Here is a 25,618-nt window from a genome sequence, read left to right as displayed (position 1 = left end):
CTAGATTTCACCTCTAGGCTCTTGCATCATCCGTTGGAACCCGAGTAAGCGGAGAGCTACAAGGCCTAGGAGAGCACCTACTATGACTAGTATTGTTGCAGCAGCGGCAGCTAGGCCCTGATCACTTGTTGTAAACGCAGTATTGAATACGTATAGAGCCCAGGTGCTGCCCCACCACTTATCCACGGCACCCCATTCAACAAGCAGGAATATGTGAGCATAGGTCGTTATGAGGCTGAGGAGCTGCCAGACAGTGACGTAGACTATGTGCCAGCGGAGCTGGGGTACTAGTACGTAGCGTACAAGTTGCCAGGTGGAAGCACCATCTACCCGTGCCGCTATTACATGCTCCCTGGGGATGCTCCGAAGTGCACTATAGAACACTACCATGCCAAAGCTTACACCTACAAACCCGTTCACAATGACCAGTATTGCCCATGCGCTTTCCGGGAGGAGCCTCGGATCAGTACCCCATGCTAGCGGCTCATCAATCATGCCGAGGCTTAGGAGTAGGCTGTTAAGAGTCCCTGACCGGTCTCCGAGAAAGAAGTAGTACCACATGAGCGAGTAGACAGCTATGGGGGTCATACGGGGGAGCATCCAGAGAACGCGATATGGGAGCGAGATACGTTCCTCCATCAGGAACGTTGATAGGGCTAAGGCGAGCCCGCCTAGCACGTTGACAGCAAGCGTAGCTGCTACAAAGACCAGCGTGGTCTGGACTACCTTGCCTACATCGGGGTCGAACCTCACCATGTACAAGAGTCGTTCATAGTTGCTAGTTGTGACCTCGTCTAGATAGCGATGGAGATTCCAGTTTTCTAGAGGAGTAAAGCTGATATAAATTGAGAGGAAGAGGGGAACAATGTAGAACACTATCACAAGTATCAATGCAGGTAGTAGGAAAAACAGTGCTGGGTTGAGCCTCGGCCTAGTCAAGCCGAGCCCCCAGTACTATGCCTTGTTAGACCTCTTTATGGAAACTGCCAGTCCTTCGGTACCTCTCCCTGTATCTCCACGGCCTTCGCTAGCTCCGGGTCAGCCTTGATCTTGCTTATTATGTAGTTCACAGCCTCTTCTGGCGTCATCTCGCCACGTAGCACCTTATCCACAGCGTCAGCGAATATGCTAGCAAGCTGTGGGTACTGTGGGTGCATTGGTGTTAAGTGAGTGTAGGCTAGCATCTTGCTAGCGCTAGCTAGGAACTCGATATTTATCTCGTTCACTGTAGCCTTCACTATATCTGCTATAGCATTCTTGACCTCAGGGCTTAGCTCGATCTCTAGATTGGCTAGCTTCTCGACCCAAGCCTTATCGGATATCAACTGCTCGGCGGCCTTCCTCACCGGCAAGTGTGCGCTTATGATGCTGTGTATAGCGTTGAGGTCTGGGTCACTAGCCTTCACTACTAGTAGGAAGGCTAGCATCTGATAGACATCGCGTAGCTCATCGTACTTGGGGTTATCTTTGCCAGCATTGCTCGCTATCATCCAGACGAAGGGCTGGCTGAGCGTCACGGGCTCGTTGCCGGGGTCGCCGGCGGCGAAGAGCGTGTAGTAGAAGTACTTCTTCACCTCCTCGGCTGTCAGCGGTCTCTGCTCGCCGGTCTGCGGGTCGGTGTAGTATGGCTTTGTCTGCCACTCTGTCCAGTGCCAGGTACCACCAATCCATATCAGGGTCTTGCCGCTGACTGTTGAGGGGTGTATCTGCTTACCCCAGTCCCAGCTCATCATGTCCTCCGGTATTAGCTTGTCACGGGCCATCTTCCACTCTACGTAGAGCCACTTGTAGACAGCAGGTACGTCTAGGACAAGTTTGCCTGTCTTGGGGTCACTCAGCTTGCCGCCGAAGGCGTAGATGAACTGTATTAGATCCGGATGGGCGCTACCTTTACGGTGTAGTACGCCCCATTCGCTACAGCCAGTCTCCACGGCTAGCTTGGCGTAGCGGTAGATATCATGCCAGGTTACTTCGCCCTTCTGTATCTTCTCAGCTAGGCCTGCCAGTATGTCTTCACCAGTCTTCTCCTTGATGCATGCTGCTACGTCGGTACGCCAGTATAGCGGACGGGCCTCAGTGTCTTGCGGCACGCCATAGTACTTGCCCTTGTAGCGGACCGCGCCTAGTAGGCTCTGGTAGAAGTCGTTGAGGAAGTCCTGGTAGGTCTCGAGGTATTGTGTTATGTCGAGTAGGTAGCCCTCGTCCGCGAACCTTGCTATGTGCTTGTAGCTGTTAGCCATTATGTCGGGGTTTGCTTGACTCTGGAATGCTGCAGCAAAGTCCTCTGCTAGCTGGTCGCCACCGCCACGCTTGAACTTCTGCTCTACTGTTATCTTGAAGTCTACACCGTGTTGTTCTAGAATCTTGTTGAGCCTATAGGCTGCCTCTACTATTGCTAGTGTTCTAAGTACGCTGTTCGGGTCGCCAGCAGCCCATACAGTGTATTTAGCCTCATGTATACCCATAGAGGCTAGATAATTGCCTATAGAGACTACGTCTTGCTCGATGTTTCCGGTGAGCCTAGGTTTCTCGGAAACGGCTTGAGTGGTTGTTGGCGAGGTCTCTGCCGGCGAGGTTGTCTGTGGTGTTATAGTCTCCGCGGGGGCAGACGGCTTTTCGCCTCCGCGGAGGAGGAAGGCTACGCCGACTATAGCGAGAAGTACGACAAGACCCGCTATGATCATGCTTGTTCGAGTCATGCTCTTCACCTTTCTCTAAAACTGCCGTTATATATAAGTCATAGTTGAAATAATTAAAATTTTACTGTATTCCCGAGAAGACGAGTGCTACCCCCATAAGCTGCTGGCTAGTTGTCCTAAACATCATCGTGCTACCTGCCGTGCATAACCTGGCACATAGAGTAGGCTCGCTAGGCTTTTATTGCAGCAGCCACTAAAGGTGGGCTCGGCGTGGGAGTTTGGATACGAGGCAGGCGATGCCCTTGGATTCGTACATGAAGTAGAGCTATGCTGCATATCTTGTGGTAGAAAATATCCGCCGCACCCTAGATTGACTCGCTGCCCCAGCTGCGGTGGACTCCTTGATGTGAAAGTACATCCCAGAGAGCCTCCTTCCTGGAGGATATGGGAGCAGCGTAAGTCTGGGGTGTGGCGCTACTGGGAGCTATTACCAGCCATAAGTGGAGTCAAACCAGTGACTCTAGGTGAAGGTGCGACACCCTTAGTGGAGCTAGAGCGTATAGGCCGTATGCTGGGCCTTAAGAGGCTATACGCTAAGAACGAGGGCCAGAACCCAACCGGGAGCTTCAAGGACCGTGGAATGACCGTCGCTGTCACCCTGGCTAAGGCTATCAAGGCGCGGGCGCTGATAGTGGCTAGTACCGGCAATACAGCTGCCAGTGTCTCAGCATACGCGGCCCGAGCAGGGCTACGGAGGATAGTGGTTGTGCCCCGGAGGAAGACGGCTCTTGGCAAGCTTGCCCAAAGCGTGCTTTACGGCGCAGATATAGTGGAGATAGAGGGAAGCTTCGATGCAGCCCTCAAGGCGGTAATGACTGCTGTGGAGGAGGATCCAAGGCTCTATCCGTTAAACAGCTTCAACCCGTGGAGGCTTGAAGGCCAGAAGACCCTAGCCTACGAGGTCGCCGAGGCGCTGGGAGGCGAGCCGCCAGACTGGGTAGTAGTGCCGGTGGGCAACGCAGGTAATATCTCGGCAATATGGAAGGGGTTCAAGGAGCTGTACCGCTATGGGCTGATAACCCGTCTCCCCCGGATGGCTGGTGTACAGGCAGAGAGAGCTGCTCCCCTGGCAAGGGCTTGGCAGAAAGGCCTGGATGAGCCGCTATTCGTAGACAAGCCCGAAACGCGGGCTACAGCGATAAGGATAGGCCATCCAGTGAACTGGCCAAAGGCCATGAAGGCCGTCAAGGAGAGCAACGGTGTTTTCACAATGGTCAGCGACGAGGAGATAATGAAGGCTCAAGCGATGCTAGCCCGGCTCGAGGGGATAGCAGTAGAGCCAGCTAGCGCGGCTAGCCTAGCGGGGCTAGCCCGGCTTGTCGAGGACGGCGTCATAGCCCCGGACGAGACCGTGGTAATAGTGCTGACGGGCCATGGACTGAAGGACCCACAGGCAATGCTCGAGGCGGGTGCAAGGAGATACATAGCAGGGAGCCCCGAAGAGGCTGTGAAAATAGTGCTAGGGCTGGCTGAGAGCTAAACAAAAGGCAGCAATCGTAGGGCCGTTACACTGTTATCTCGACTTTTTAGCCTTGCGTAACCGGGGTATGGTGGACGTTTTCTTGTGCTTTGATGTCTGCCTTACCCGCCTTTGTCTGTATCCTGGTGCTGCCCCATGTCCCGCTCTATACGCCTCGTGTAGACTAGGTACCCTGTGTGGGCTATCATCGTGGTGCGGGGTCGGAGTGCGTCACTTCTAGGCTCGTACTCGCGCAGGAGCACCTCGTAGACCCGTGTCTCAGCCCAGCCTCCGTGCAGCTCCAGGGCTGCTAGTAGTCGAGCAACCTGGTTGACTGCGGGGAGGAAGAATACTACACCCGCTCCTGGCCGGAGAGCTCGGTGAAGGACAGGGAGCACTGCCCAGGGATCTGGCATATCAACCACAGCTGCGTCAAGGTTCTCCTCGTCTACGCCGAGCCTAGCGTCCCGGTGTTTTAGCTCTACCCGGTCTAGCAGCCCCACCGTCTCAAGGTTACGCCGAGCAGTCTCGAACATGTCGCGCCGGATCTCGTAGCTGTACACCTTGCCCTCGGGGCCCACAGCGCGGGCAAGGACTATTGTGGTGTAGCCGCTGCCCACGCCTATCTCTAGCACACGGTTTCCAGGCTCTATGTCCAGGAGCATCAGTATGAGACCGTGGTCCTTCGGGTAGATGACCTGGCTGCGGCGGCGTAGTCCCCGCTCCATGTAATCTACCAGCCGTGGCTGGAGCACAAGCGCGTAGATACCGCTGCTTAGGCGTACTCGGGAGCCATATCGGAGCCCTATAAGGTCGTCATGCCTCACTGTGCCCCGGTCGCTACCCTGCACTCGGCCCCGCTCTACGCGGAATATGAAGCGCCTCTTCTCGTCGATTACGAGCAGGACTGGGCAGCCCTCACATACTATGTGTCGGCAACACTCGGTAGCTCCGCCAGCCATTACCTGTCGGCCCCTATGGCTCAGGAGGGTACAGAGCAGGATAGTATAATATTCTAACACTTAGGCTTTCAAGGCATTCCGGACTCCTGAGTAGGGTGCGAAGCTTGGAGCCTACAGGCAACGAAGCCACGCCTGGTAATAGGAGAGAAATGGGATCCCAAAGCAGTCGTCCCCGGCGCCATAAGCTGCTCCTACTAGCTGTTGCCACGGCTGTAGTAGTTGCAGCTGCAGCTATATTCATACTCCATACTAGCGAGGGGCTTGGTGGACAAGCCAGCGCTGAGGGCATATACTATCCAGAGATGCTGCCTGGGGACTATACCGTCGAAAGGATAGTGTCCGGCGAAGAGGCTCTGGCAGCTGTTAAGGGTATACACTGGGAGCCCGGCATGGTTAAGGCCGAAAAGGCCCTCATAGTAGTCTATAGTGACGGGACAAGGCTCTGGATCGTCGACACGGGAGATAATGCTTGCGAGCTTGTAGACCGTATGGCGGAGAAGATGAAGACTTACGCGGATCAGTTGCCCTACACAGCGCCCTTCAGTCACGAGGTAGCCGGGGTAACTGTCTATATATCGCAGGACAAGAGGGATGGTAGGCTCCATGTCTTCTGGTGCCGTGGCAGCCTAGCTGTGTGGGCTGAGCTAGGTGCAGCAGCATATGCCAGGCAAGGAGCAGCAATAGATGTCATAAAGACACTTATAGAGAGTGTTCACAGATAGCCTGGGTTAGGGGGAAAGCCTAGAGTATCCCCGAGACTCCTGAAAGACAAGGGGCGTGATGAACGCGCCGGAAGCGAACCCCGGACCGAGGCGCCCGACATACGCGAGAGGCGCTGATGGCGTAAGCCGGGTTGGCTGAACCCGCTTCTAGTCAATCACTTTGCCCGGTTTCTCCCAAGTGGAAACATGCACCAGGTGATACCCGGGAGGTACTAGCCCTCAGACCGTAACCCAGAGTCTCTCCTCCTAAGGGGCTAGACCGGGGTTGAGCTGTGAGCGTGAGCATACAAGCCTGGATGAGCCGCCGGCTCTCCCACGGGCTACCGCTCGACAAGATTGCAGAAAAAGCATGCATTGCAGCCGCCGCTGTTGAGTACGAGTTCGAGGGCGACGTCTGGCTAAGGCTGGAAGAGTTGCTCGTAGGGGAGAGGTTCACTGGCTTCGCCTGCGTAGAGTACGAGAACGGCCATACCCTAGGTCTCGCTGTGGTCGACGGAGTAGTCTTCGGCGCGTACCTCGAGGATCCGGGAGGCGCGCCCAGCTGGGGTGAGGCTGCGTTAGGCGAGGCCGAGGCCCTCTGGGGCCCAGCTCTCGTAAGTCTCGCCCCGAGAAGCATAGCCGAGCTCGAGGAATACGCGTAGCCCTACTACGGGTCTAGAGAGCTGAGCCCCGGCCCTCTCCTTGCCAGGCTATCTTCTCTAAGAGGTATAGCCGATAGCCCGGCCTCGGGTGTGGGTTCACCAGTACTGTTACACCCCGACCCCCACGTGGTCGAAGACACTTGACTGCATCGAGATAGACACTGAGTAGCCGGGGCTCCTCGGGTCGAGCCCCAGTTATACGGTAGAGAGCTGATATGCTCCAGGCACCAGCTGCATCTAGGGCGTATAGGTCTGCTAAGTGTTCCCATGCCCAGTTGAACACAACCCAGGCAATCCCTGCCATGAGGAGGACTACAGCTACAAGCACGAGGCTTGCGAGCCCTTGCCCTAGAAGGTCTATGATGCCAGCTGCAAGTATAGAGGCCATTATAGCAATAACTGTTACGAACAGCGGAGGAGGAATCGGATGGAGTGCTTCGAGGTGACCTATCTCGTGAGCTACTATGGCTGCTGCCTCCTCGGGCTCGAGCCGCCTATACAGCTCTGTTGTAGCGTAGACACGGCCAGTCATCGCTACCGTGAAGGCTGCCGGCACGGGAGAAGATAGCAGAGTCACACTGTGGACCCTCCCTTTCAGTCCGTAGAGTAGCTTGTTCACGCTTCTGCGCTCGAAGTGATAGTTGAGAACCAGGTATACTCCTGCGAGTGCTGGTGCAGCTAGCGCCAATGACATCTTGTCTACCACACCTATGCTAGCTGTAATCAGAAGCAAAGCTGAAACAGACATAACCATTACAAGCCTTAATCTCAGCCATACGTGGCGGGGGCCACCTTTCACAGCATGAACATAGGCTGCTGGTAGTAGCGCCGAAGCTGCGAGACCTACAGTCAGCAGTACGGGGTGCAATACGTAACACCCTCAACATGTAGTGTAGTAACAGTAACACATAGTCCTTCTAGGCTATGAATACTCCAGGTTCTCATGAGTCTACCCCTTGTATCTCGCTGCAGGTGCACGCCACTCTCCTTATAGTTGTGCAGTAGCGAGACACTAGCCTGGAGCTAAACCCTGCATCAAGGGGGCTATAGTCTCTTTTCACGCTACAGCACTAGTGGAGAAGAGAGGACAAGAGACGGTGACTATGCATGGATAGGGAGCATAGTCTCGAGTCACGCCTCGAAAAGCTGCTAGCATCGCTCGAGAAGATAAAAGAGCAGCTCGAGGACATTGCACTCGACGAGATGAGCGAAGCACGCGCCTATAGCAACATGGCGCGTGCATGCTACGAGGAGGATGCGCGTTGGAACCTCTTCCTCATAGCCATGGATAGTATCGTGCACCAGGAGATAGCGTGGGCGCTCATACGCGCTATCAACGAGATACAGGTTGTCGCGAAGGAGCTGCTTAGCTACCGGCCACGGCGCGAGGATATGGGCCAGGTAGTGGATCTAGTGGAGATCCATAAGAGTATTGAGGACCTGGCCAAGTCTAGCTACGAAGGCCTACTACACCTGGCCGAGCCGGGGACTACGTTAAGGAAGCTCTTAGAACTCCTGGTAGAGGAGGAGAAGAAACATGAGAGGCTAGCAATAGCCACCGCTGAGAGACTGCGCAACCTCCTCCAGCAAAGCAACAGAAGGGAAGAAGAGCAGGACTAGATGTACCCCTCTTCCTCGCAGATCTTCTTCATGACTAGCGCGTCCTTGTCTAGTATAGGGCTCTCCGATATCACAACTCCCTCTATCCCGGTCTCCTTGTAGGCACGGCAAACTATTCTCCACTCGGGCCCATACTCCTCCTCCGCGAGGGTGTGGTGCTCGCGCTCGCCACCCCGCCCATACTCTATCCTGCTGAAGTGCGTATGGAGCGGCTTCACCGCCCAGGTGCCTAACTCCCGCTCAATCCTCTCTATCACGTCTATCACGTGGTCGAGGCTGGTTATGTAGTTGCCCTCGCTCCTCGCGTGGAGGTGCGCCCAGTCTACTGTGGGCCGGCACATCTCTAGCTCACGACATATCTCTATCACGTCGTCTAAGCTGCCCACCTGGCTGCTCTTACCCGTAGTCTCGGGCGATAGCCATACGCCTCGAATGCCCTCCTGCTTCATCCATTCGACTACTGGGCGGAGGCTCTCTATCACCTTCCTGACTGCGTCGCGAGGGCTCGGATTATCCCGATAGTAGCCCGGATGAAAGACCACTACGTAGGCGCCCATCCAGCTCGCAGCCCGTAGAGCGGCCTTGAGTCTCTCAATACTCTTCTTTATCGTCTCCTCGCTCCCCGCTAGGTTGATGTAGTAGGGTGCATGCATAGATACTATTACGTTGTAGCGCTCCGCCGCCTCGCGTATCGCGCGAGCCTTCGCCTCGCTGACCCGTACACCGCGGACAGCCTCGTACTCGATAGCGTCCAGCCCTAGACCGCTTATGTACTCAATTGCCTTCACGTAGTCGCCCTGCTTCATACCCACCGGTTTACCGGCAGGGCCGAAGTGCATACGACGGCCCATCAGATCCCCCACACAATCGTATACCGTGGAGAACCCTTGAAGAGGCTCACGGCCAGGAGCGGGGAGAGGGGCTCAGCGGATCCACTCTCTGCATCCCCCGGGAAGGCCCGGGGCTTGAGCCCGCCACACTCGTCACAGCCCGTTATCCGGGAAACAGGCTCGTCGTTGCCTATCCTGCTTTCAGTACTAGGTGGGTAGCAAGCCCCATATACACTAGCGCGACGCTTATGTCTACTATAGTCGTCACGAAGGGGCCCGATACTGCTGCAGGGTCTGCGCCGAGCCTCCGAGCTATTATTGGGAGCGTTGCACCTATTATGTCAGCGAGTATCGTCACTATTAGCAGTGTGAGCGCCACGGATAGAGATAGCATGAAGTTGCCCCCGCTTAGCACCATCGCGAACCCGAAGCCTATCAGTGCTAGCGTCGAGCCTATGAGAGTAGCTGTGGCTAACTCTTTGAGGAAAACGTAGACTATGTCGTGTCGGCTTCTTTCCGAGATCTCTCCGAGCGCTAGAGCACGGACAATCATGGAGCTAGCCTGACTACCCACGTTGCCCCCAGTATCCATGACTAGAGGTATGAAGGCTGCAAGTATTGCTATGCGCTGGATGACGTCCTCGTAGCCCTTGATTATGTTGGCCGTGACGCTCTCTATAGCGTATATGAGGAGGAGCCAAGGGAGCCGGGACTTGAAGAGGTCAAATATGCTAGCTTTGAGGTACCTCTCCCTGGGCGTCTCGAGGCCACCCAGCAGGGCTATATCCTCAGCCGCCTCCTCTGCCAGCACATCGGCCACATCCTCTACAGTCACTATGCCCAGGAACCGGCCCTCACGATCAACTACCGGCAGCCGGTTGATGTCATAGCGTAGCATTAGCCTCGCGACTTCCTCCCGGTCTACCTCCGGCTCGACTGTAGCCCTCGGCCTCACTGCTAGCTTCTCTAGTTTCTCGCTGGGGCTTGCGCGGAGAAGCTGATCTACAGTGACGAGGCCCACTAGGTGACCCTCCTCGTCCACCACAATTATCGTGTCGCGCACGTCATGGTCTCCGCGGCGGAGGAGCTGTAGAGCTTGCTGCACCGTATCGCCCGCCCTCAGCACTGGGATGCTAGTCGTCATTATTCCGCCTGCTGTGTCGGGCGGGTAGCGGAGCAGCCGCAGCGCCTCCCGACGGAGCTCCTCTGGAAGCCGGCCTAGCAGCTGGCGACGCAGCTTCTCTGGAAGCTTCTGCAGCACGTCCACGGCCTCGTCGGGGTCAAGAGTAGCTATAGCCTTGGCCAGGTGGTCGAGGTCCACGGACTCAGCTATTTCGCGGAGCGTAGCCTCGTCAGCGAGCAGCATTATCCCTCCGAGGCTCTGGGCTGAGAGGACACGGTAGAGCCGCCGCCTCACATCACGGGGAAGGCGGAGCAGTGCATCGAGAAGGTCTGGGGGCTCTAGGTAGACCTCGAGCAAGTTCACAAGGCCAGGTTTATCGTGAAGGAACTCTGCAAGTAGCTCCGCGCCCTCCGGGCCCAATGGAGCAGCCTTGACTTCCGCGTCCTCGCCTAGCTGCTCTTCTATCCGCTCCTTTAGCTCGTCAGGCTCCAGGGGCGAGTCAACTATGAGCAGGAGCCTTGCATAATCCTCCACGGCATAACCAAGACTCGTAACCAGGTTCGCGCCGAGCCGGTGTAGCAGCCCAGTTATCTCTGATAGCAGCCCTGGCCTGTCTGGGGTATCGATCAGCACTACTAGCTTAGCCACGCGTCCCGACCCCTTGAACCTAGCTGCGCATACCACGTAGTAGAGCGCCAAAGACTCCACCGAGCCCTGAGAGCACGGCACCGAGGACGCCCATGAGAACCAGCATTGTACCTACTGCACCGCCAGCGAGGAGCCCTACTATGCCAGCAAAGAGCGTACCGAGGACAGTCACGACTATGGCTATGAAGAGGGCGCCGAGTATTCCGGCAAGGAAGCCGGCCAGGAAACCACGATGCATGGGGCCGCCTGCTAGGAAGCCGGCTAGAGCGCCGCCAAGGAAGTCAGCAGCAAGGGGCGGGAATACTACGCTCAATACTAGTCTAGCCAGGAACCCCGCGAAGACAGCGAGAACCATTCCAGCCAAGACTATGCGCCCCTGTCTGAGCCCTGTAGGCGGGGCAACGCTGAGCCACATTAATCTCCGCCGGCCCAGGGGCCGCGTGGGGCGTGCCAGGATTGCCCGGCACGGTGGTCGTGAAGATTAGCGGGAAGCACATCAACCCGGAGAAGCCGAACATGGTCAAGGGCTACGCGGAGGTCTTCCGGAGTCTCCATAGGGAGGGCTACCGGCTCGCAGTAGTCGTAGGCGGCGGCCCGGTAGCACGCGCCTACATAGCCGCCGCGCGTGAGGCAGGCGTGAACCGTGCACTTCAGGACGTGCTCGGAATCGAGGCCGCCCGGCTCAACGCCCGGCTGTTAGCTGCTGCACTACATCCCGAGGCTTACCCGGAGCCTCCTCGGAGTATCTGGGAGGCCCTAGAGGCAGCCGCTACCGGGAAAATAGTCATAGCGGGCGGGTTCCAGCCAGGCCAGAGTACCGCTGGTGTTGCTGCACTGCTAGCAGAGGCTCTTAACGCCGATCTCCTGGTACTAGCAACTACGGTCGACGGCGTTTATACTGCCGACCCCCGTAGGAGCCCCGAGGCGAAGCTCATACCTAGGCTAGACTATGAAACGCTCCGAAAGGTGCTCCAGCAAAGCGTAGAGCCAGGCCGCTACGAGCTACTAGACCCCCTAGCACTCTCCATAGTTGAGAGAAGCAAGATCCCGGTAAGAGTAGTCAACGGCAGCGACCCCGATAACGTTGCTAGGGTGGTCCGTGGAAGTGACGTAGGCAGCCTCATAGCTACTACGAAACAGTAAAACAATACCCCGATCAAAGCTAGTTGCATTATGTGTTACTCTCGAGATGAAACCAACGTGTCATTACCTTTCGTCCAAAAGGTGACCTGGACAATCTATTCTGTCTCGCAGGCTTTGTACCTCTACTCCTTCTGGGCCGGGGCGGGCGAAGCTACAGTCGGGCACGTCACGGGCCACCACTAAGCCTGGGTATACCCAGCTATAGGCGCCAATACGCACACCTGGCAACAGGGAGACGTTTACACCAGTCTGGGCGTAACCGCCCAGGAACGCGCCCAGCTTCTTCCGGCCAGTGTCCACACGGCGGCCCTTCAGCGTCATCTTCACCGTGGCGTGGTCGAAGCGGAGGTTGGCAGTCACCGTCCCCGCTCCGAGGTTAACCTGCTCGCCTAGCACACTGTCGCCCACATAATTGAGGTGTGGCGCCTTAGCCCCCTCCATGAGTATGCTAGCCTTCACCTCCGTGTGCGCGCCAGCCCTGCTGCCCTCTAGGAGGAAGCTCCAGGGTCGCAACCGCGCTAGGGGTCCCGCCTCGCCCTCTATCCATGCAGGACCCTCCACCACCGTATGGCCCCGGACAACAGCATCGGGGGCAACGTAGACGGGGCCACGGAGCACCGCGCCCGGCTCCACTTCGCCCTCGACGAGGGGCTCGCTGCGACCCTCCATCTTCTCCATGAATACTGCCTTGTAGGCGTCTATCAGCTCCCAGGGCCGGCCCACATCCATCCAGAGCCATCGGCCTTCTACTACTCGGAAGCATGTCTCGGCTGCAAGAGCCGCGATCGCGTCTGTTACCTCTAGCTCGCCGCGGGGACTGGGCTTCAAGTCTTCGAGGAGTTCCTCAAAGCGCTGACGGGGCACCAGGTATACTCCGGTGTTCACGAGGCTCCCTGGCTTAGCGTCTACTGGTTTCTCGCGGAGCCCCTGGAGGCAGCCCTGTTGATTTGCCTCGACTACGCCGTACTCCCAGGGCCTCTCGCTCGGTACCGCTGCGAGCGCTGGAGCCTCAGCTGACGCTACCGCTTCTAGGAGCCCGCGGGAGACGAGTAGGTCCCCGTTGACCAGGAGCACCTCGTCTACCGAGCGGGGGAGTGCCCGGAGCCCTACACGGGCTGCATCCCCGGTGCCACGGGGCTCCTCCTGTACAGCGTAGGAGACCGTGAAGCCCCGCTGATCAAGGAGCTTCTTCACAGCCTCTCCGGCCCAGCCCTTCGCAACCACGACTACTACGCCATCGACAATGCCTCCGAGCTGGCCTAGGAGCCGGGTTAGGAGCGTCCCGCCGCCGGGGAGGGGGAGCAAAGGCTTAGGCCGGGTACTAGTGAGCGGCCAGAGTCTCTCGCCACGCCCAGCCGCGAGAACCACCGCGTAACGGGACAAGCCGCTCTACACCCCAGGGATTCGTTACCTTCCCAGACTCTAGAGGCGTCCTCCTAGAGCCTAAAGTGTTCCCAGAAACGCTGCACGTTGAGGAGAAAGCAAGGCCTCCGATCCAGTGGTTCGCTAGACTGAGAAAGACGACAAATCCATAGTTAAGTCTTGGGGTTATAGAAGTACATAGAGGGTTTAGGAGGCGAGTCTCCGAGCGTGACGGTATACCGTCTCTAATGCCTCTCGTAGGTTCTCCAGGCTGGGGACTAGGGATACATGTAACGCGCGGCGACGATCGTCTATAGTTACGCGGCGAAGGTCTACACCACGGGCTAGGAGGTCCTGGGCTAGCTTCTCGGCTTTCGCCAGGGCTTCCTCGCCGCTATAGAGGGCTATGTAGCGGCGGCTTTTCATCATTAGCTCCCTCTGCCGTAGCCTCTCCCGGCTCTCCGCCGTGTCCTTCGCTACTAGCCGGCGGACTGCACGATCCCTTGGATCGTATATGTGGGCCTCGCCGGGTAGCGGAGCTGTGAGCCTTAGGGTTATCTCGAGCCGGTCTCGGCGCCGCTGGAGTAGGATAATGGGTAGATAGAAGAGTATGTGGCCTGGAGGCATGGTGTATAGGATCCAGGCACGGGTTGCCCAAGGCTTGTCTAGCCGGTAGACAGCGCGGAAGCCTACGAGATAGCCAAGGAGGGTGTACTCCTTGTCTCGGGGCTTTAGTGTGTCCTCCAGTATGCCTACCACAGCCCTCATACGCATTATCATTGTACGGCGTATCTGGAAGAACCAGACCACAGAAGCCATAGAGGCTACCAATAATGCATAGAACGCTAGACCTAGTACTGACGATTCTAGCAGGGCTCCTCCCTCACAGCATTGCTCTGCCGCCCTTTGCCTCCATATTTCCAGTCTTTTACCTTCTACTGACATTTACGATTAGGCAGAAATAACTTTATTTACAAGGTGGGTGAGCCGTGTCACCTTCCGCGGCGGAGTAGGGACTATCTAACGACATAAGAAGGGTGGTACATTATGGCCAGCAGGCCCCTAGGGCTCGCCATGACGGCGCTTGGTATTCTACTCTTCATCTACGCTATGATAGCCGCGCTGAGTAAAGGACAGATAGGTTCTAAAGATGCTTGGACACCAGATGCGATAGCAATACTCATAGGCTGGTTTATGCTTCTTATAGGCCCTGCCATAGCGTTTGGCGAAGCCCCTGCATCCGTAAAGCCTACAGCCGGGAGGAGGTGAAGAGCCATGGCAGTCCCCGCAGGAATTGTAGCGCTAGCCATCCTAGTCGTATACGCTGCCGCCTACGTGTTCTACGGCCGCCACATACTAGAGAAGAGAGTTGTAAGGGCCTCTGCCGAGCGTAAGACTCCGGCCTATACGAAGTTTGACGGTATAGACTACGTGCCCGCTAACAAGTATGTGCTCTACGGCCACCACTTCGCTAGCATAGCTGGTGCCGGACCTATAGTTGGCCCAGCCATCGCCGTCGCCTATGGCTGGGCACTGCCCATACTCTGGGTGATCTTCGGCAACGTGTTCATGGGTGCTGTCCACGACTACCTTGCACTAATGGCCAGCGTGAGGCACGGCGGAGTATCGATAATGACCGTCTCCGAGAACGTGATGGGCCGCAAGGCTAAGTACATATTCCTGCTATACGTCTACTCAGCACTGATACTGGTACTAGCAGCCTTCTTCAGCGTAAACGCCAAACTGTTCGCAGTACAGCCATCAGCAGCCTCCAAGGCAATGATCTACATGCCCATAGCGGTGCTGCTAGGCATCCTGCTCTACCGTACCCGTCTAAGCCCCGCCGCTAGCACGCTCACAGCCATAGTGCTGCTACTAGCCGGCATAGCGTTCGCTGTAAAGTACCCATTCCTCATACCTGGCGACGCCTACCACACATGGATGCTCCTACTAGCACTCTACAGCTTCATAGCCAGCATACTTCCGGTCTGGTACCTGCTACAGCCACGCGACTACCTCAACGCATACCTACTATGGGGCTTCGTAGCACTCGCGATCATAGGCTCGCTGGGCATAGCAGGCGAGGGACTAACAGGGCCAGCGTACACCAGCTTCGCGCCAAAGATACTAGGCGGAGTACCTACACCCTTCTGGCCAGCAATACCTCTAATCATAGCTTGTGGCTCCCTCAGCGGCTTCCACAGCGTAGTAGCAAGCGGTACGACTAGCAAGCAGCTAGCCAACGAGCTAGACGCGTTGCTAATAGGTTACGGCGGCATGTTGACAGAGGGTGCTGTGGCAAGCCTGGCTGTCATCATACCGATAGCCTATGCATGGCAGCACCCAGAGTTCGCAGGCTTCCTCCAGGCAATGGGAATGAGCCCTGAAGTCATAGCAGCATACCAGGAGAAGGGCATACTTGCACTCAACAAGATACAGCGCTTCACACTGGGCTATGGATTCACGGTGGGCCAGGCGCTCGGCGGCAGTGAGACAATAGCAGTATTCATGGCCAAGTTCGCCGGCATAGCACTAGCCACCTTCGTGCTAACCACACTTGACTCCGCAACGAGGCTAGCAAGGTTCGCATGGCAGGAGATGTTCGACTGGCTAGCAGAGAGGAACCAGAGCGCCTACAAGATAATCGCTAACAGGTTCGTTGCCGGCGGTATAGCTGTGCTACTAGGCCTGGCCCTGGGCTACCCCAACGTGACGATAAACGGTAAACAGGTAGCAGCCTTCAACATAGTATGGCCGGCGTTCGCTGGCACAAACCAGCTGCTAGCAGCACTAGCACTACTAACAGCCGCTCTATGGGTCTACGCTGTCCTGAGAGTACGCGGCGCAGCCAGCATGTTCATACAGATACCTGCATGGTTCCTATGGATAACAGTAACTGCTGGTCTAATCTGGTGGATCGTAAAGGTGCTGCCAACATACCCGCCAATACAGAAGATAGGCGCCGGCTCGATAGTAATAATATCGCTCATAGTGGACTTCCTGCTAATCTACCTCTACGTCACAGGACTCATGAAGGCCAAGAAGGCCGAGGCTGCAAAGGCTGTAGAGCGCTAACGACAAGCTCCGGAAAAGAACCTCTCCACGTGTTTTTACCCCTCCCCTCTAGGGGCTTCTCTACGCGACACCCGGTTCTCGGAGGCTGCTAAGCCTATGCTACAGATACTCCGGCGACTCCTAGACGAGGTCAAAGCATTCCTGGCCGGCATGCACGAAGCACTAGTACAGCAGAGCATTGAGACTCTGGAACTAGAGCTGCTCGAGCTAGAACACGCGTTTCTAAGCCTAGTCCTCGGTGGGCTAGTGGGCCTGCCACTAGCCCCTCTAGGTGTGGCTGCCGAGCTAGCACCGCTCCTCGAAGAGGAGGCCCGGATACTCTTTGACCGTACTTGGCGCGGCTCAGACGTGATAGCCGACTTGTTTAGCAGAATGGGGGGAGAGTGGTAAGGACATTGCCGCAGCTCATCGACGGGCTAGACCAGAGGGTATGGAGGCTACCACACGTAATAATGATCATGGGCAAGGGTGGTGTAGGTAAGACCACAGTAGGGCTCCGGCTTGCAATAGAGCTAGCTAGGTTGGGACGCCGTGTCCTGCTTGCGAGCCTGGATCCTGCTGGCCATTTGCTAGAGTATCTTGGGCTTCCGGGCCCTCTCCGCGAGGTCGAGGCGGCTCCAGGAATAAGGGCTATACAGTATGAGGTCGATGGCCTCGCGCGGAAGGTAGCCGAAGAATACTCGTTGCTGCTCCGCCGCCTTATGCCCGGCCTCCAGGCACTCGGTGTAGAGGACGTAGTTGAGACCGTGAGAGAGGCGCCAGGATTCGAGGAGGAGGTGTTTCTAAGGATACTATCTAGTCTCTATGAGCGACGCGACGTAGACGTGGTTATAGTTGACATGCCTCCCACGGGTATAGCGTTACGTGTTGTCGCGCTTCCACGGCTCCACCTTTTCTGGGTAGAGAGACTAAGAGAGTTAAGGGAGAAGATCGTGTCGATAAAGTATGCTATAGCTAACGCGCTAGGGCGCCACGCTGAAGCCGATGACCCGGTTCTACGGAGGCTCGAAGAGCTGAGGAGCCGTTATCAAGGCCTTCTAGGCGAGATAGAAGATCCCCTCCGAACGAGCGTTGTAGCAGTAGCTACTCCAGAGCCTCTGCCTGTCTACGAGGTCAGCGTCATAGCCAAGAAGCTGCAGGAGCACAGAGTAGCGCTGAAGATGATCGTGGCTAACCGTGTACTCGGCGAGCGTGCACAGCAGCTAGGCCTAGAGGAGATGGAGAGACAAGCCCTTACGAGACTTGAGGAGATTAGGTGTAGCCTCAGACCGTCGCCGAGCCTAGCTGTGATAGCCCATATGAGCCGGCCGCCGAGCAGTCTTAGGGACGCAGAAGCTCTAGGAGACTACATACTCAAGATCAAACATGGGTGCAAAAGGGAGTAACGCTGAAGGCCTCTAGGGGAAGATGTGATAGTAGAATGGTTCTTTTGGTAAAAATGGGACTCCCATTGACAATATGGGCCCCGGATAGGGGCTGGTAATAATAGCTGGTATGAGGGTTACTTGTTCTCCTGCTGGCTGCCTGTGGGGCTGGGGAACGCACTGGGTAGTTCTGGGAACTCGGCCTTCATGCGCTGTTCTGCTACCGCAGCAGCCTCTTCCATGATCTTCCTGGCTTCCTCGTTGTAGACTGTCGGCACACTCATGAAGCTTGTGAACTCGCCAGCCTCGGTTACTACGCTCTCTAGCATCTCGCCTATCTCGGCCATCTCCAGGCCTATCTCGGGCACTAGGCCGGTTAGGTAGCGGCGTAGATCCTTGATCACGCCTACTACCGGGGCTAGGCCGACTAGTACGTCGCCCATCGTCATTACGGTCTCTAGCCTTAGTGCTACCCTCTCTATCGCGTACTTGGCTGTCAGTAGGCTCTTTATCATCTTGCGGAGTTCTGCCACCTCAGCAGCATACATAGCAGCGCGGGTGGTGTCCTTCTCTATCTGGGCTTGTACGACCTTCTCGAATAGTGCCTGGTCGCGCTCCTTCATCTTAGCTATTATGTATTCTAGCCTGTTGTTCTGGACACGTAGCTTGTAAAGCGCCATAGCAAGCTTGTGACGTAGTGGTGGCGGAGGGTTGATCGTGTTACGTATCTTGTCTATGACGCCGGGGCCCTTGGGCTGAGGGTTCCAGGCCTTTGCGAAGTCCTCTACTCTAGCCATGGCTCTCAGCGCCAGTGTCTCACTTACACTCCGGAGAAGCGGGTAAGCCCGGCGCCCCCGTGGCACCACGCCTCATAGCTTAAAACCGGGTAGGGAGTTAGGCCTCATGCCCCCTGTGACTGGGTGTACATATAGCTCTATGAGGTGCTGTCAATTAACGTATATCGACGGCGTGTTCTTGAACTTTCCTAGTACTATAATAACCGCCCGGGCTGTAAGCTTGACACCTTGAGGATGAGCTGATGAGCGCCGACAGCTACGTCGTGCGCCTCCTTCAGCAGCTTATTAGGATCCCTACTGTAAATCCCCCTGGCGAACACTACGCTGAGATGGCTGACGTTCTGAGAGACGAACTCGAAGCTATCGGCCTAGACGTGCAGGTCATACGGGTCCCTGATGAGCTGGTAGAGAAGATTCATCCATGGGCCCGGGGGTATCCCCGCTACATAGTCCTGGCTAGGCTCGGCGAGGACAGGCCAGTACTCCACTTCAACGGGCATTACGATGTTGTGCCGCCGGGACAGGGGTGGACCCGGGATCCATTCGACCCGGTTATCGAGGACGGGAAGCTTTACGGCCGTGGAGCCTCGGACATGAAGGGCGGCATAGCGGCGATAATAGCTGCTGTGAGGAGCCTTATAGAGGAGGGGTGGAGACCTAGACAGGGAAGCCTCGAGCTAAGCTTCACTCCTGACGAGGAGACGGGCGGCGAAACAGGCGTGGGCTATATGCTTGAAGAAGGCCTCGTACTTCCAGATTATGCTGTAGTTGCTGAGCCTAGCACTACCTACAAGATATGGATCGGTAGCCGAGGCGCCGTCTGGATGAACGTACATGTTTACGGCCGGCAGGCCCACGGCTCGGCGCCCTGGCTAGGGCTCAACGCGTTCGAGGCCATGGTAGAGATAGCTCACCGGATTATCCACGAGTATAAGCCTAGACTAGCCGAGAGGAAAACAGACCTGCCGATGGATGACCCCCGGGCTGCTAGCCCGACAATAACCATTGGCGGCGAGGTCGAGGGAGGCGCTAAGACCAACGTTGTGCCGGGCTATTACAGGTTTAGCATAGATCGCAGGCTGATACCTGGCGAGGATCCCGACAAAGTAGAGGAGGAGCTGCGAAGCTTCATCATGGAGGCCGCCCAGGGCCTCATAGAGAAGGGCTACCGCGTCGAGGTAGAGACTACCGGGAAGGCTGCTGCGACCTCGATACCTCCCGACCACCCCTTCGTAGATACTGTGGCTGAGGCTGTCCGGGAGGCAACAGGGATCGAGCCTGCCAGGACTATATGTATCGGCGGCCTTGATACACGCTACTTCCAGGAGAGGGGCATACCGGCAGTCACATACGGGCCTGGCGCGCTAGATGCAGCCCACATGCCCGACGAATATATCCCTCTAGACGAGCTAGAAAGAGCTGTAAAGGCGTATCGTCTGCTCATACGCCGAATCCTAGACTAACACGTCTAGTGCCAACATTCTACCCGTCTCTACTCTATCTTTATTACAACATAGGTGGCACGTGCACCACCCTTGCATAGCACTTCCTCCGCGCGAGCTAGCGCCTCGCTTCCAGTTAAGGCCTCGCCGGTAGAGTCGTTCCGATAGTATATGCCAGCACGACCATCAACTCGGACAGATTCTATGAAGTGGTCGCCTGTAACGAACCGTACCACATAGCCATCGCGGTAAGCCGTCAGGTCGGTGGTGAAGGGGTCTGTCCGGCCGTCCTCAACAAGCCTGCCGAAGCGGGCCCGGTAGTGGTAGTCTATAGGTATCATCCTTGAGAGTTCCTCGTCTAGAGGGAGCCCAGCTGTGAGCAGTTTCTCGACACAACCAGCGTCCTCTATACTAGTGCCACTGGTCTCTTGCATAGGTGATAAGTCGGTTAATCCCGGGGTCTGCTGCACTATAGCCGAGGTTTGGCCTACTTCGTGGCCTGAGGCTACGTTAGCTTGCTGGGGTATCGCTGTTGGCTCTACATCTGCCGACACGGGTAGCGCTGTTTCATAGCCTAGGGCTTCGGAGATGGGCGTATAGCCGGTCTCTCGGGGAAGAAGCCCCAGTGTATTAGCTTTGGCAAATATATAGTCTAGTATTTTGTTGAATATCTCACGTGCTTTCTCCTCGGGAACCAGGTCTATGAGTTTGCCGGTTACAACGAAGTATATCGTGAGGGCATCATTGAAACAATTAAGTCTAATCTCGAAGGAGATAGGACCTTTCCCATTTAGGCGGAAGCTATTCCTGCCACGATCAAGAGTGACCTCGACCTTAGCCTTGCCACCAAATCTTGCATTGGGATTATGTATGTAGACTATTCTTATTTTATCTTTCTTAGATGAGATGCTGTCTACTGGTAGCAACTTCAAGTGCTCAGCTATCTCTAGTGGTTCTAGGCTCTCCAGCAACCGTCCACAATCCGCTAAGGGCTCCCTAGCAACAAATGAATGCATTACCGGCACTATCTACTGCACCCCCGGACTCCAGAGACTACCCAGTTGCCGGCGGGGAGAACGTGGTATACATACACAGGTTGTACATTATTGTACCGCCCACCGAGGTTACGTAGCTCTAAGATCTAGTGCAGGCCTGTGTAAACATGTTATAAGTGTTTCACCTGTGGGCCTAGCCGAGAGAATCCGATAAGCTGGAAAAGCCGGGACACTAGAATATGGTTAAGGGTTTCTAGATGAGGGATTATTGTACTGCACGGCTAAAAATGCAGATGAGCTAGGCTTAGTGCTCGATACGCTTCTGTAGCCCCCAAGGCCACCATGCACGGCGGCCTAGCAGCGACACTATCAACGGCGTCAAGAGGTAGGCCGCCATTAAGCCCGCTAGGAGTACTGTTACTGCCAGCGTGAAGCCCATTTCCCTCATGCCTATGTTACTGGCAGTCATTAGCGCGAGATAGGCGCTCGTCACTACTAGCGCTAGGCCTACTACGAAGGTACTGACTGCACCAGCAGCGCGCACGACTGCTTTCTTCGAGTCGCCGCCGCTGCGATGGAATTCCTCCAGGGCGCGTGCTAGGAAGAAGCTGTTGTAGTCCATGCCTACGCCTAGCACAGCTATCATCGATACTATGTGTAGAAACCATAGCACCGGCTTGCCCAGGATATCCTGGAATAGTATCACGCTAGCCGCAATACCCATCATAGCAGCGCCTATGATTACTAGGAGTGCTGCTATGCTCGCCACTAGGCTGCCGAAGATACCGGTAAACACCATCACCATTAGGAGGCTTGCGGCGGGGAGTATGCGGCGGTAGTAGCGGTCGTGTAGCAGCTGGTCCATCTCTAGCACAGCATAGGGCGCACCACCCACGTAGGCTTTGAACCCGTGCTGCTCGGCGTAGCTGTGTACAATATCGTGTATCGTTTTCACGGTTTCTTCGCCTTTGCGGCTGTAGGGGTCTACGTCGAGTATCACCTGGATTACCGCTATCCTGCCATCGCTGCTAGCTAGCTTCTCTCCGCCCATCTGCTTGGCCTCTTCGATGCTCACCTTCTCGCCCATGGGCCTAGTCGGCGCCATGACCTTAGCTACGCCGGGTACCTCGGCTATCCTGGCGGCAAGCCCGTCTAGTGCCTCAGCTGTGGCGTTACTGCTCCAGATGCTCTGCGGGAGCACTGCTATCACGTAGACGGGGTCAGTTACGCCGGGCGTGAACTTCTCCTTGAGTACATCGAATGCTTCTAGGGCTGGCGCGTTGTCGGGGAGCATGAGCTTCATGTCGTGGCTGCCCTCGAAGGTGACGTAGAAGTATGCTGAGCCAGCGATGGCGACGAGGATTACTGCTAATAGTAGTGGCTCATAGCGTATGAGTGCCTTCATCACTTTGCTCTCGCGGCCTACGTGTCTCTCTGGGCTCGGTTTTCTCGGCCACCAGAACCAGCTCCGGCCGCCGAGTATCGATAGCAATGCTGGCACGAGCGTCAGGCTGGCGAGCGCTGTGGCAGCTACGGTTAGCGGTATGGTCTCTCCCATGCTCCGGAGGAACCCGATATCCCAGCCTAGTAGTAGGCTACCGAAGCCTATGATTACAGTTAGGGCGCTGGCTACTACCGCTGGCCCTGCCCTCCTTAGGGCACGGCGGGAGGCCTCGCGGGGATCGCGTAGCACTGCGTATTCTTCGCGGAACCTGTGCACGATGTAGCCCGCATAGTCGGCGCCTAGGCCGAGCGCCGTAGTTATCATCAATGAATGTGATGTAGAGGTTACGTCTATCCAGCCGTTGCTCGCTGCCAGGTATACGAGGGCGCCGCCTACTGCTAGCCCGAGGAAGACGCCCATGTATGGTAGTATCACCGCGAAGACGCTCTCGAGTATGAGTAGTAGCACTATGAACGTGCCCAGTTCGCTGAACTTGCTGGTCTTCTCTACGTCTTTGCTAGCATACTCCTCCACCTGCTTCATGAGCAAATCGCTACCACTCGTATAGACCTTCTCGTAGCCTATACCGAGTCTTCCTAGCAGCTCCTCCGCTACCTTGCCGGTCTCTACTGTGTTCTTTGCAAGCTCGTCACGATCCACGCCAAGAGGTGTGCCCATTACTAGGAACGCCTGGTAGTCACTGGACACGAGCAGACCCTTGGACTCGCTAAGCATCTTCGGGTACACAGTGCCGAGAAGAAGTTGTTCTGCTAGCTTCTCTGCAGCCTCCTCTACTGCCAGCTCGCCACGTGCAGCAGCCACAGCTAGCTCGGCTATACGGCCGGGTAGCCAGCTCGGCAACTCAAGCCCGTTAATGCTCATAGCGTCTGCCTTCTCCCGGGCAGCTTCGCGGAGCAGATCCTCTATGACGTTCCACTTCCGCGCCTCGGGTACGCCTGGACCCTCGCTGACAACTACCTCTATTATCCGCTCCATGTAAGGCTTAGCCTCGGCCGGCGTATTTTCTAGCACTTTCTCGCGAAGAGCCTCGGCAACTAGGCGGCGCAGAGCCTCCTTGCTGCCTAGCATCTCTCTGAGCTGCTCAGGAGTGAAGGGTAGACGCCGGCCCTGCTGCTCTGCCATCCAGAATACAGCCTGAAGCGCGAGATCCGGGTCATCGGCTAGCCTGCCCGCTGCGTCGGGGTCGAAGCGCTGGAGAGCCTCAGCCAGGAGCCGGGCCTGCTCCTGCCCCATCTTCTCCGCTGCTTGCTGTTCTACCAGGCTTAGTGCTAGGCTGCGTAGCTGCTCGGGGCTCGCCTCACCGCGGACTACTAGGAGCGCCAGCTGGTTGACCACTTCTCTGGGAAGCTGGACAGCGCCCTGCTCCTCCATGGCATTGTATACTATCTCTGCCGCCGCCTTGGCAGCCTCCTCGGGGTTCTGCGCGAGGAGACCGCGTGCCTCGGGGTCCAGCCTCACCACTGTTGCGAGGAGCATCTTTGCCTTCTCGTCGAGCTGCTGCTCTATCAGCTTGGCAGCCTCCTCAGCCGCCACGTTACGGTTCATCTCCTGGTCGAGGATCCTCCGGGCAGCGTCTAGGGCCTCGCGGGGCGCCCCGAGGGCCTCGAGGAGCTTCTCCGCAGCGTTGAGGGCGTCTGCGCGGCTGGCTACGAGGACGCCCTCAGCCCGGGGGTCGCTGGCTACGAGTATCTCTGCTAGCAGCTGTTTAGCATGAGCTGGCAGCCCTATCTCCTCCGCTGCCTGCCCTGCCACGACGGTAGCTACGTCTATGGGCTCGAGTGTACCCCGAACCGCCTTCTCCGCTAGCAGCTCAGCAGCGTCGCGTGGTATGCCCTGGGAGACTAGCTGCTCTGCTAGCAGCTGTGCAGCGATAGCCGTGCTGTTCACGATTATACTATCCGTGGCTGCCTCAGCCGCTTTTGTGGCTGCATCTAGCACTGCCAGCTGGCTCTCAGCACTAGCCGGAGGCAAGCGATACTGCTCTGTAAGCACGGTAACGTTCATCGCGGCCTTGGCCCGGGCTAGCGCCTCTAGCCATGCGTTCGTGAAGACCGGTAGTAGCTGCCTCAGCTCCGGCGGCGTCTGGTTAGCAATAATACTCGCTGCCACCTTGGCCGCTGCTGTGTCGGGGTCTAGGCCTTCCGCTACCAGTTGTTTCACAGCCTGCCACGCCTTCAGCGCCTCCGCAAGCTGTAGCGGGGCTAGCTTCGGATCAACCGTCGTGAGATTAGCCACCTCTGAGTAGGCCTCGTAGCTCCCGTTGTATGCTTCTAGATAGTAGTAAGCGCGGCTCACTTGCCACCACGTAAACGCTAACCCTTTCTCCATTCTCTCGACGAGCGTCTTGTTGGATAGCACTGCTACTAGACTCGGGGCATTTGCCGCGAGGCCTTGGTATAGCTTCGAGTAGACACTATCGAGCCTCTGGAGTCCCGTGGCTGTCTCGTTCAGCCGCTGGGCTAGCCCTAGGAGTCCCTCGGTAGTATTTGCTAGCGCATTATCAAGCTCTATTAGGCCGTTTATGGTTGTGTTGAGTGTTTCCGCAAGCTGAAGTAGCCCGTGGTAGGCTTCAGCGTAGCCCTTATCGGCCTCCATTATCCCCTCTATGCTCTGATTGAGGACCTCTACTTGTCTGGTGGCGTTTTCTAGGGCTGAGGCATATGCCTTGTCTACCTCGTTGAACGCCCGGTAGAGCTGCTTAGCGTATGCCGTGGAGTTAGTGACAGCAGTTAACATTGCGTGGTAGAGGGTAGCATTAGCCTCTGCAAGCATGACTGGTAGGGCCTTTATCTCCGACATGTAGCGTCCTGCTACGGTCTCGTTGAACACGTTACCCCAGATGGTGAGCTTTAACACCGTATTATTGTCCCTGAGGTCTACACCTGTTACTACTATTACTCCGACGCTGTCGCTGCCTCCCTTCACCTTCTCGATGAGCCTAGACGCTGTCATAGCCTCGCTGTTCTCTGGTAAAGTATACTGCTGTTCTTGCACCACGGTGCTAAGCTTGGCAAAGAGTGGGAGGGCTACTACTGCTATCAGTATCCACGCCATCACTACTATGGCCGGTTTGTTGGCTATGAAGTCGGTTACACTCATACCACTTCACCCGACCTGTCTCCTGCCGACATATCTGCTGGAGATAAATCGTTTTCCGGAAACACTAATAGGCGGTTATCGTCTGAGGATTATTGGATAGCAAAATTGGACGCAGACCAGCATACTCAAGGTAAACTGTAATATGAGTCTTCGCAACAATATCAATCCGCTT

At 56.5% G+C, this 25,618-nt stretch carries 22 protein-coding genes; 10 read left to right on the top strand and 12 right to left on the bottom strand.

Translation table 11 applies throughout. The annotated features are described in order from the left end of the window. Together Pyrde_RS09025 and Pyrde_RS09020 are read right to left on the bottom strand one after the other, a co-directional pair. Complete coding sequence (locus Pyrde_RS09025; RefSeq protein ID WP_055410086.1) at positions 1 to 939, bottom strand: carbohydrate ABC transporter permease; 939 nt, start codon at positions 937 to 939, stop codon at positions 1 to 3. Between the two features lie 35 nt (positions 940 to 974). Further along, positions 975 to 2,699, bottom strand: coding sequence for an extracellular solute-binding protein (locus Pyrde_RS09020; RefSeq protein WP_055410934.1), 1,725 nt, complete (start codon positions 2,697 to 2,699; stop codon positions 975 to 977). A gap of 274 nt (positions 2,700 to 2,973) precedes the next feature. Between Pyrde_RS09020 and thrC the strand changes: the two genes are divergently transcribed. Then, positions 2,974 to 4,179: a threonine synthase gene (thrC, locus tag Pyrde_RS09015; RefSeq protein WP_055410933.1), complete on the top strand. Its 1,206-nt coding sequence runs from the start codon at positions 2,974 to 2,976 to the stop codon at positions 4,177 to 4,179. Between the two features lie 101 nt (positions 4,180 to 4,280). On the opposite strand, the gene Pyrde_RS09010 is transcribed toward thrC, so the two are convergent. Next, positions 4,281 to 5,120 (bottom strand): tRNA (adenine-N1)-methyltransferase, encoded by an 840-nt coding sequence (locus Pyrde_RS09010; RefSeq protein ID WP_055410085.1) that lies wholly within the window; start codon positions 5,118 to 5,120, stop codon positions 4,281 to 4,283. Positions 5,121 to 5,224: 104 nt separating this feature from the next. Here Pyrde_RS09010 and Pyrde_RS09005 point away from each other — a divergent pair, with 104 nt between their 5' ends. Together Pyrde_RS09005 and Pyrde_RS09000 are read left to right on the top strand one after the other, a co-directional pair. Further along, on the top strand, positions 5,225 to 5,842 hold the full coding sequence (locus Pyrde_RS09005; protein ID WP_055410083.1) for a hypothetical protein: 618 nt from the start codon (positions 5,225 to 5,227) through the stop codon (positions 5,840 to 5,842). 272 nt (positions 5,843 to 6,114) lie between these two features. Next, positions 6,115 to 6,483, top strand: coding sequence for a hypothetical protein (locus Pyrde_RS09000; RefSeq protein WP_055410081.1), 369 nt, complete (start codon positions 6,115 to 6,117; stop codon positions 6,481 to 6,483). Between the two features lie 13 nt (positions 6,484 to 6,496). On the opposite strand, the gene Pyrde_RS08995 is transcribed toward Pyrde_RS09000, so the two are convergent. Beyond that, on the bottom strand, positions 6,497 to 7,351 hold the full coding sequence (locus Pyrde_RS08995) for a M48 family metalloprotease (RefSeq protein ID WP_055410079.1): 855 nt from the start codon (positions 7,349 to 7,351) through the stop codon (positions 6,497 to 6,499). A gap of 239 nt (positions 7,352 to 7,590) precedes the next feature. Between Pyrde_RS08995 and Pyrde_RS08990 the strand changes: the two genes are divergently transcribed. After that, positions 7,591 to 8,103 (top strand): hypothetical protein, encoded by a 513-nt coding sequence (locus Pyrde_RS08990; protein WP_055410077.1) that lies wholly within the window; start codon positions 7,591 to 7,593, stop codon positions 8,101 to 8,103. Here the strand turns inward: Pyrde_RS08990 and Pyrde_RS08985 are convergent. The 3 genes from Pyrde_RS08985 to Pyrde_RS08975 all read right to left on the bottom strand — a co-directional run bounded on the left by Pyrde_RS08985 (position 8,100) and on the right by Pyrde_RS08975 (position 11,059). Then, entirely contained in the window at positions 8,100 to 8,954 is an 855-nt protein-coding gene (locus Pyrde_RS08985) for a deoxyribonuclease IV (protein ID WP_055410075.1), read from the bottom strand. The genes Pyrde_RS08990 and Pyrde_RS08985 overlap by 4 nt on opposite strands. Positions 8,955 to 9,123: 169 nt before the next feature. Continuing rightward, positions 9,124 to 10,755 (bottom strand): magnesium transporter, encoded by a 1,632-nt coding sequence (mgtE, locus tag Pyrde_RS08980; RefSeq protein WP_055410073.1) that lies wholly within the window; start codon positions 10,753 to 10,755, stop codon positions 9,124 to 9,126. After that, positions 10,724 to 11,059, bottom strand: coding sequence for a DUF5518 domain-containing protein (locus tag Pyrde_RS08975; RefSeq protein WP_231656840.1), 336 nt, complete (start codon positions 11,057 to 11,059; stop codon positions 10,724 to 10,726). The genes mgtE and Pyrde_RS08975 overlap by 32 nt, the downstream gene beginning before the upstream one ends. Positions 11,060 to 11,151: 92 nt before the next feature. On the opposite strand from Pyrde_RS08975, the gene pyrH reads away from it, so the two are divergent. Continuing rightward, complete coding sequence (gene pyrH, locus Pyrde_RS08970) at positions 11,152 to 11,847, top strand: UMP kinase (protein WP_231656729.1); 696 nt, start codon at positions 11,152 to 11,154, stop codon at positions 11,845 to 11,847. A 63-nt stretch (positions 11,848 to 11,910) separates the two neighbouring features. Here pyrH and glmU read toward each other — a convergent pair whose 3' ends face one another. Both glmU and Pyrde_RS08960 read right to left on the bottom strand, forming a co-directional pair. Continuing rightward, positions 11,911 to 13,230 (bottom strand): bifunctional sugar-1-phosphate nucleotidylyltransferase/acetyltransferase, encoded by a 1,320-nt coding sequence (glmU, locus tag Pyrde_RS08965; protein WP_082419598.1) that lies wholly within the window; start codon positions 13,228 to 13,230, stop codon positions 11,911 to 11,913. Positions 13,231 to 13,416: 186 nt separating this feature from the next. Then, positions 13,417 to 14,028, bottom strand: coding sequence for a hypothetical protein (locus tag Pyrde_RS08960; protein ID WP_143522119.1), 612 nt, complete (start codon positions 14,026 to 14,028; stop codon positions 13,417 to 13,419). 228 nt (positions 14,029 to 14,256) lie between these two features. Here Pyrde_RS08960 and Pyrde_RS08955 point away from each other — a divergent pair, with 228 nt between their 5' ends. The 4 genes from Pyrde_RS08955 to Pyrde_RS08940 all read left to right on the top strand — a co-directional run bounded on the left by Pyrde_RS08955 (position 14,257) and on the right by Pyrde_RS08940 (position 17,669). Continuing rightward, on the top strand, positions 14,257 to 14,478 hold the full coding sequence (locus Pyrde_RS08955) for a hypothetical protein (RefSeq protein WP_055410064.1): 222 nt from the start codon (positions 14,257 to 14,259) through the stop codon (positions 14,476 to 14,478). A gap of 6 nt (positions 14,479 to 14,484) precedes the next feature. Continuing rightward, on the top strand, positions 14,485 to 16,284 hold the full coding sequence (locus tag Pyrde_RS08950; protein ID WP_055410062.1) for a carbon starvation CstA family protein: 1,800 nt from the start codon (positions 14,485 to 14,487) through the stop codon (positions 16,282 to 16,284). Between the two features lie 96 nt (positions 16,285 to 16,380). Then, positions 16,381 to 16,674: a DUF7990 family protein gene (locus Pyrde_RS08945; RefSeq protein ID WP_055410060.1), complete on the top strand. Its 294-nt coding sequence runs from the start codon at positions 16,381 to 16,383 to the stop codon at positions 16,672 to 16,674. 5 nt (positions 16,675 to 16,679) lie between these two features. Beyond that, positions 16,680 to 17,669, top strand: a complete 990-nt coding sequence (locus Pyrde_RS08940; protein ID WP_143522120.1) for an ArsA family ATPase — start codon at positions 16,680 to 16,682, stop codon at positions 17,667 to 17,669. Positions 17,670 to 17,785: 116 nt separating this feature from the next. Here the strand turns inward: Pyrde_RS08940 and Pyrde_RS08935 are convergent, their stop codons facing one another. Next, on the bottom strand, positions 17,786 to 18,445 hold the full coding sequence (locus tag Pyrde_RS08935; RefSeq protein WP_055410932.1) for a Snf7 family protein: 660 nt from the start codon (positions 18,443 to 18,445) through the stop codon (positions 17,786 to 17,788). 242 nt (positions 18,446 to 18,687) lie between these two features. Between Pyrde_RS08935 and Pyrde_RS08930 the strand changes: the two genes are divergently transcribed. After that, positions 18,688 to 19,908, top strand: a complete 1,221-nt coding sequence (locus tag Pyrde_RS08930; protein ID WP_055410056.1) for a M20 family metallopeptidase — start codon at positions 18,688 to 18,690, stop codon at positions 19,906 to 19,908. A 29-nt stretch (positions 19,909 to 19,937) separates the two neighbouring features. Here the strand turns inward: Pyrde_RS08930 and Pyrde_RS08925 are convergent, their stop codons facing one another. Continuing rightward, entirely contained in the window at positions 19,938 to 20,912 is a 975-nt protein-coding gene (locus tag Pyrde_RS08925) for a hypothetical protein (protein WP_143522121.1), read from the bottom strand. 274 nt (positions 20,913 to 21,186) lie between these two features. Continuing rightward, on the bottom strand, positions 21,187 to 25,446 hold the full coding sequence (locus Pyrde_RS08920) for an MMPL family transporter (protein ID WP_055410052.1): 4,260 nt from the start codon (positions 25,444 to 25,446) through the stop codon (positions 21,187 to 21,189). Positions 25,447 to 25,618: the final 172 nt, after the last annotated feature.

This window comes from Pyrodictium delaneyi, assembly GCF_001412615.1.
Lineage (GTDB): Archaea > Thermoproteota > Thermoprotei_A > Sulfolobales > Pyrodictiaceae > Pyrodictium > Pyrodictium delaneyi.
This window is presented reverse-complemented; position numbering and strand designations above follow the sequence as displayed.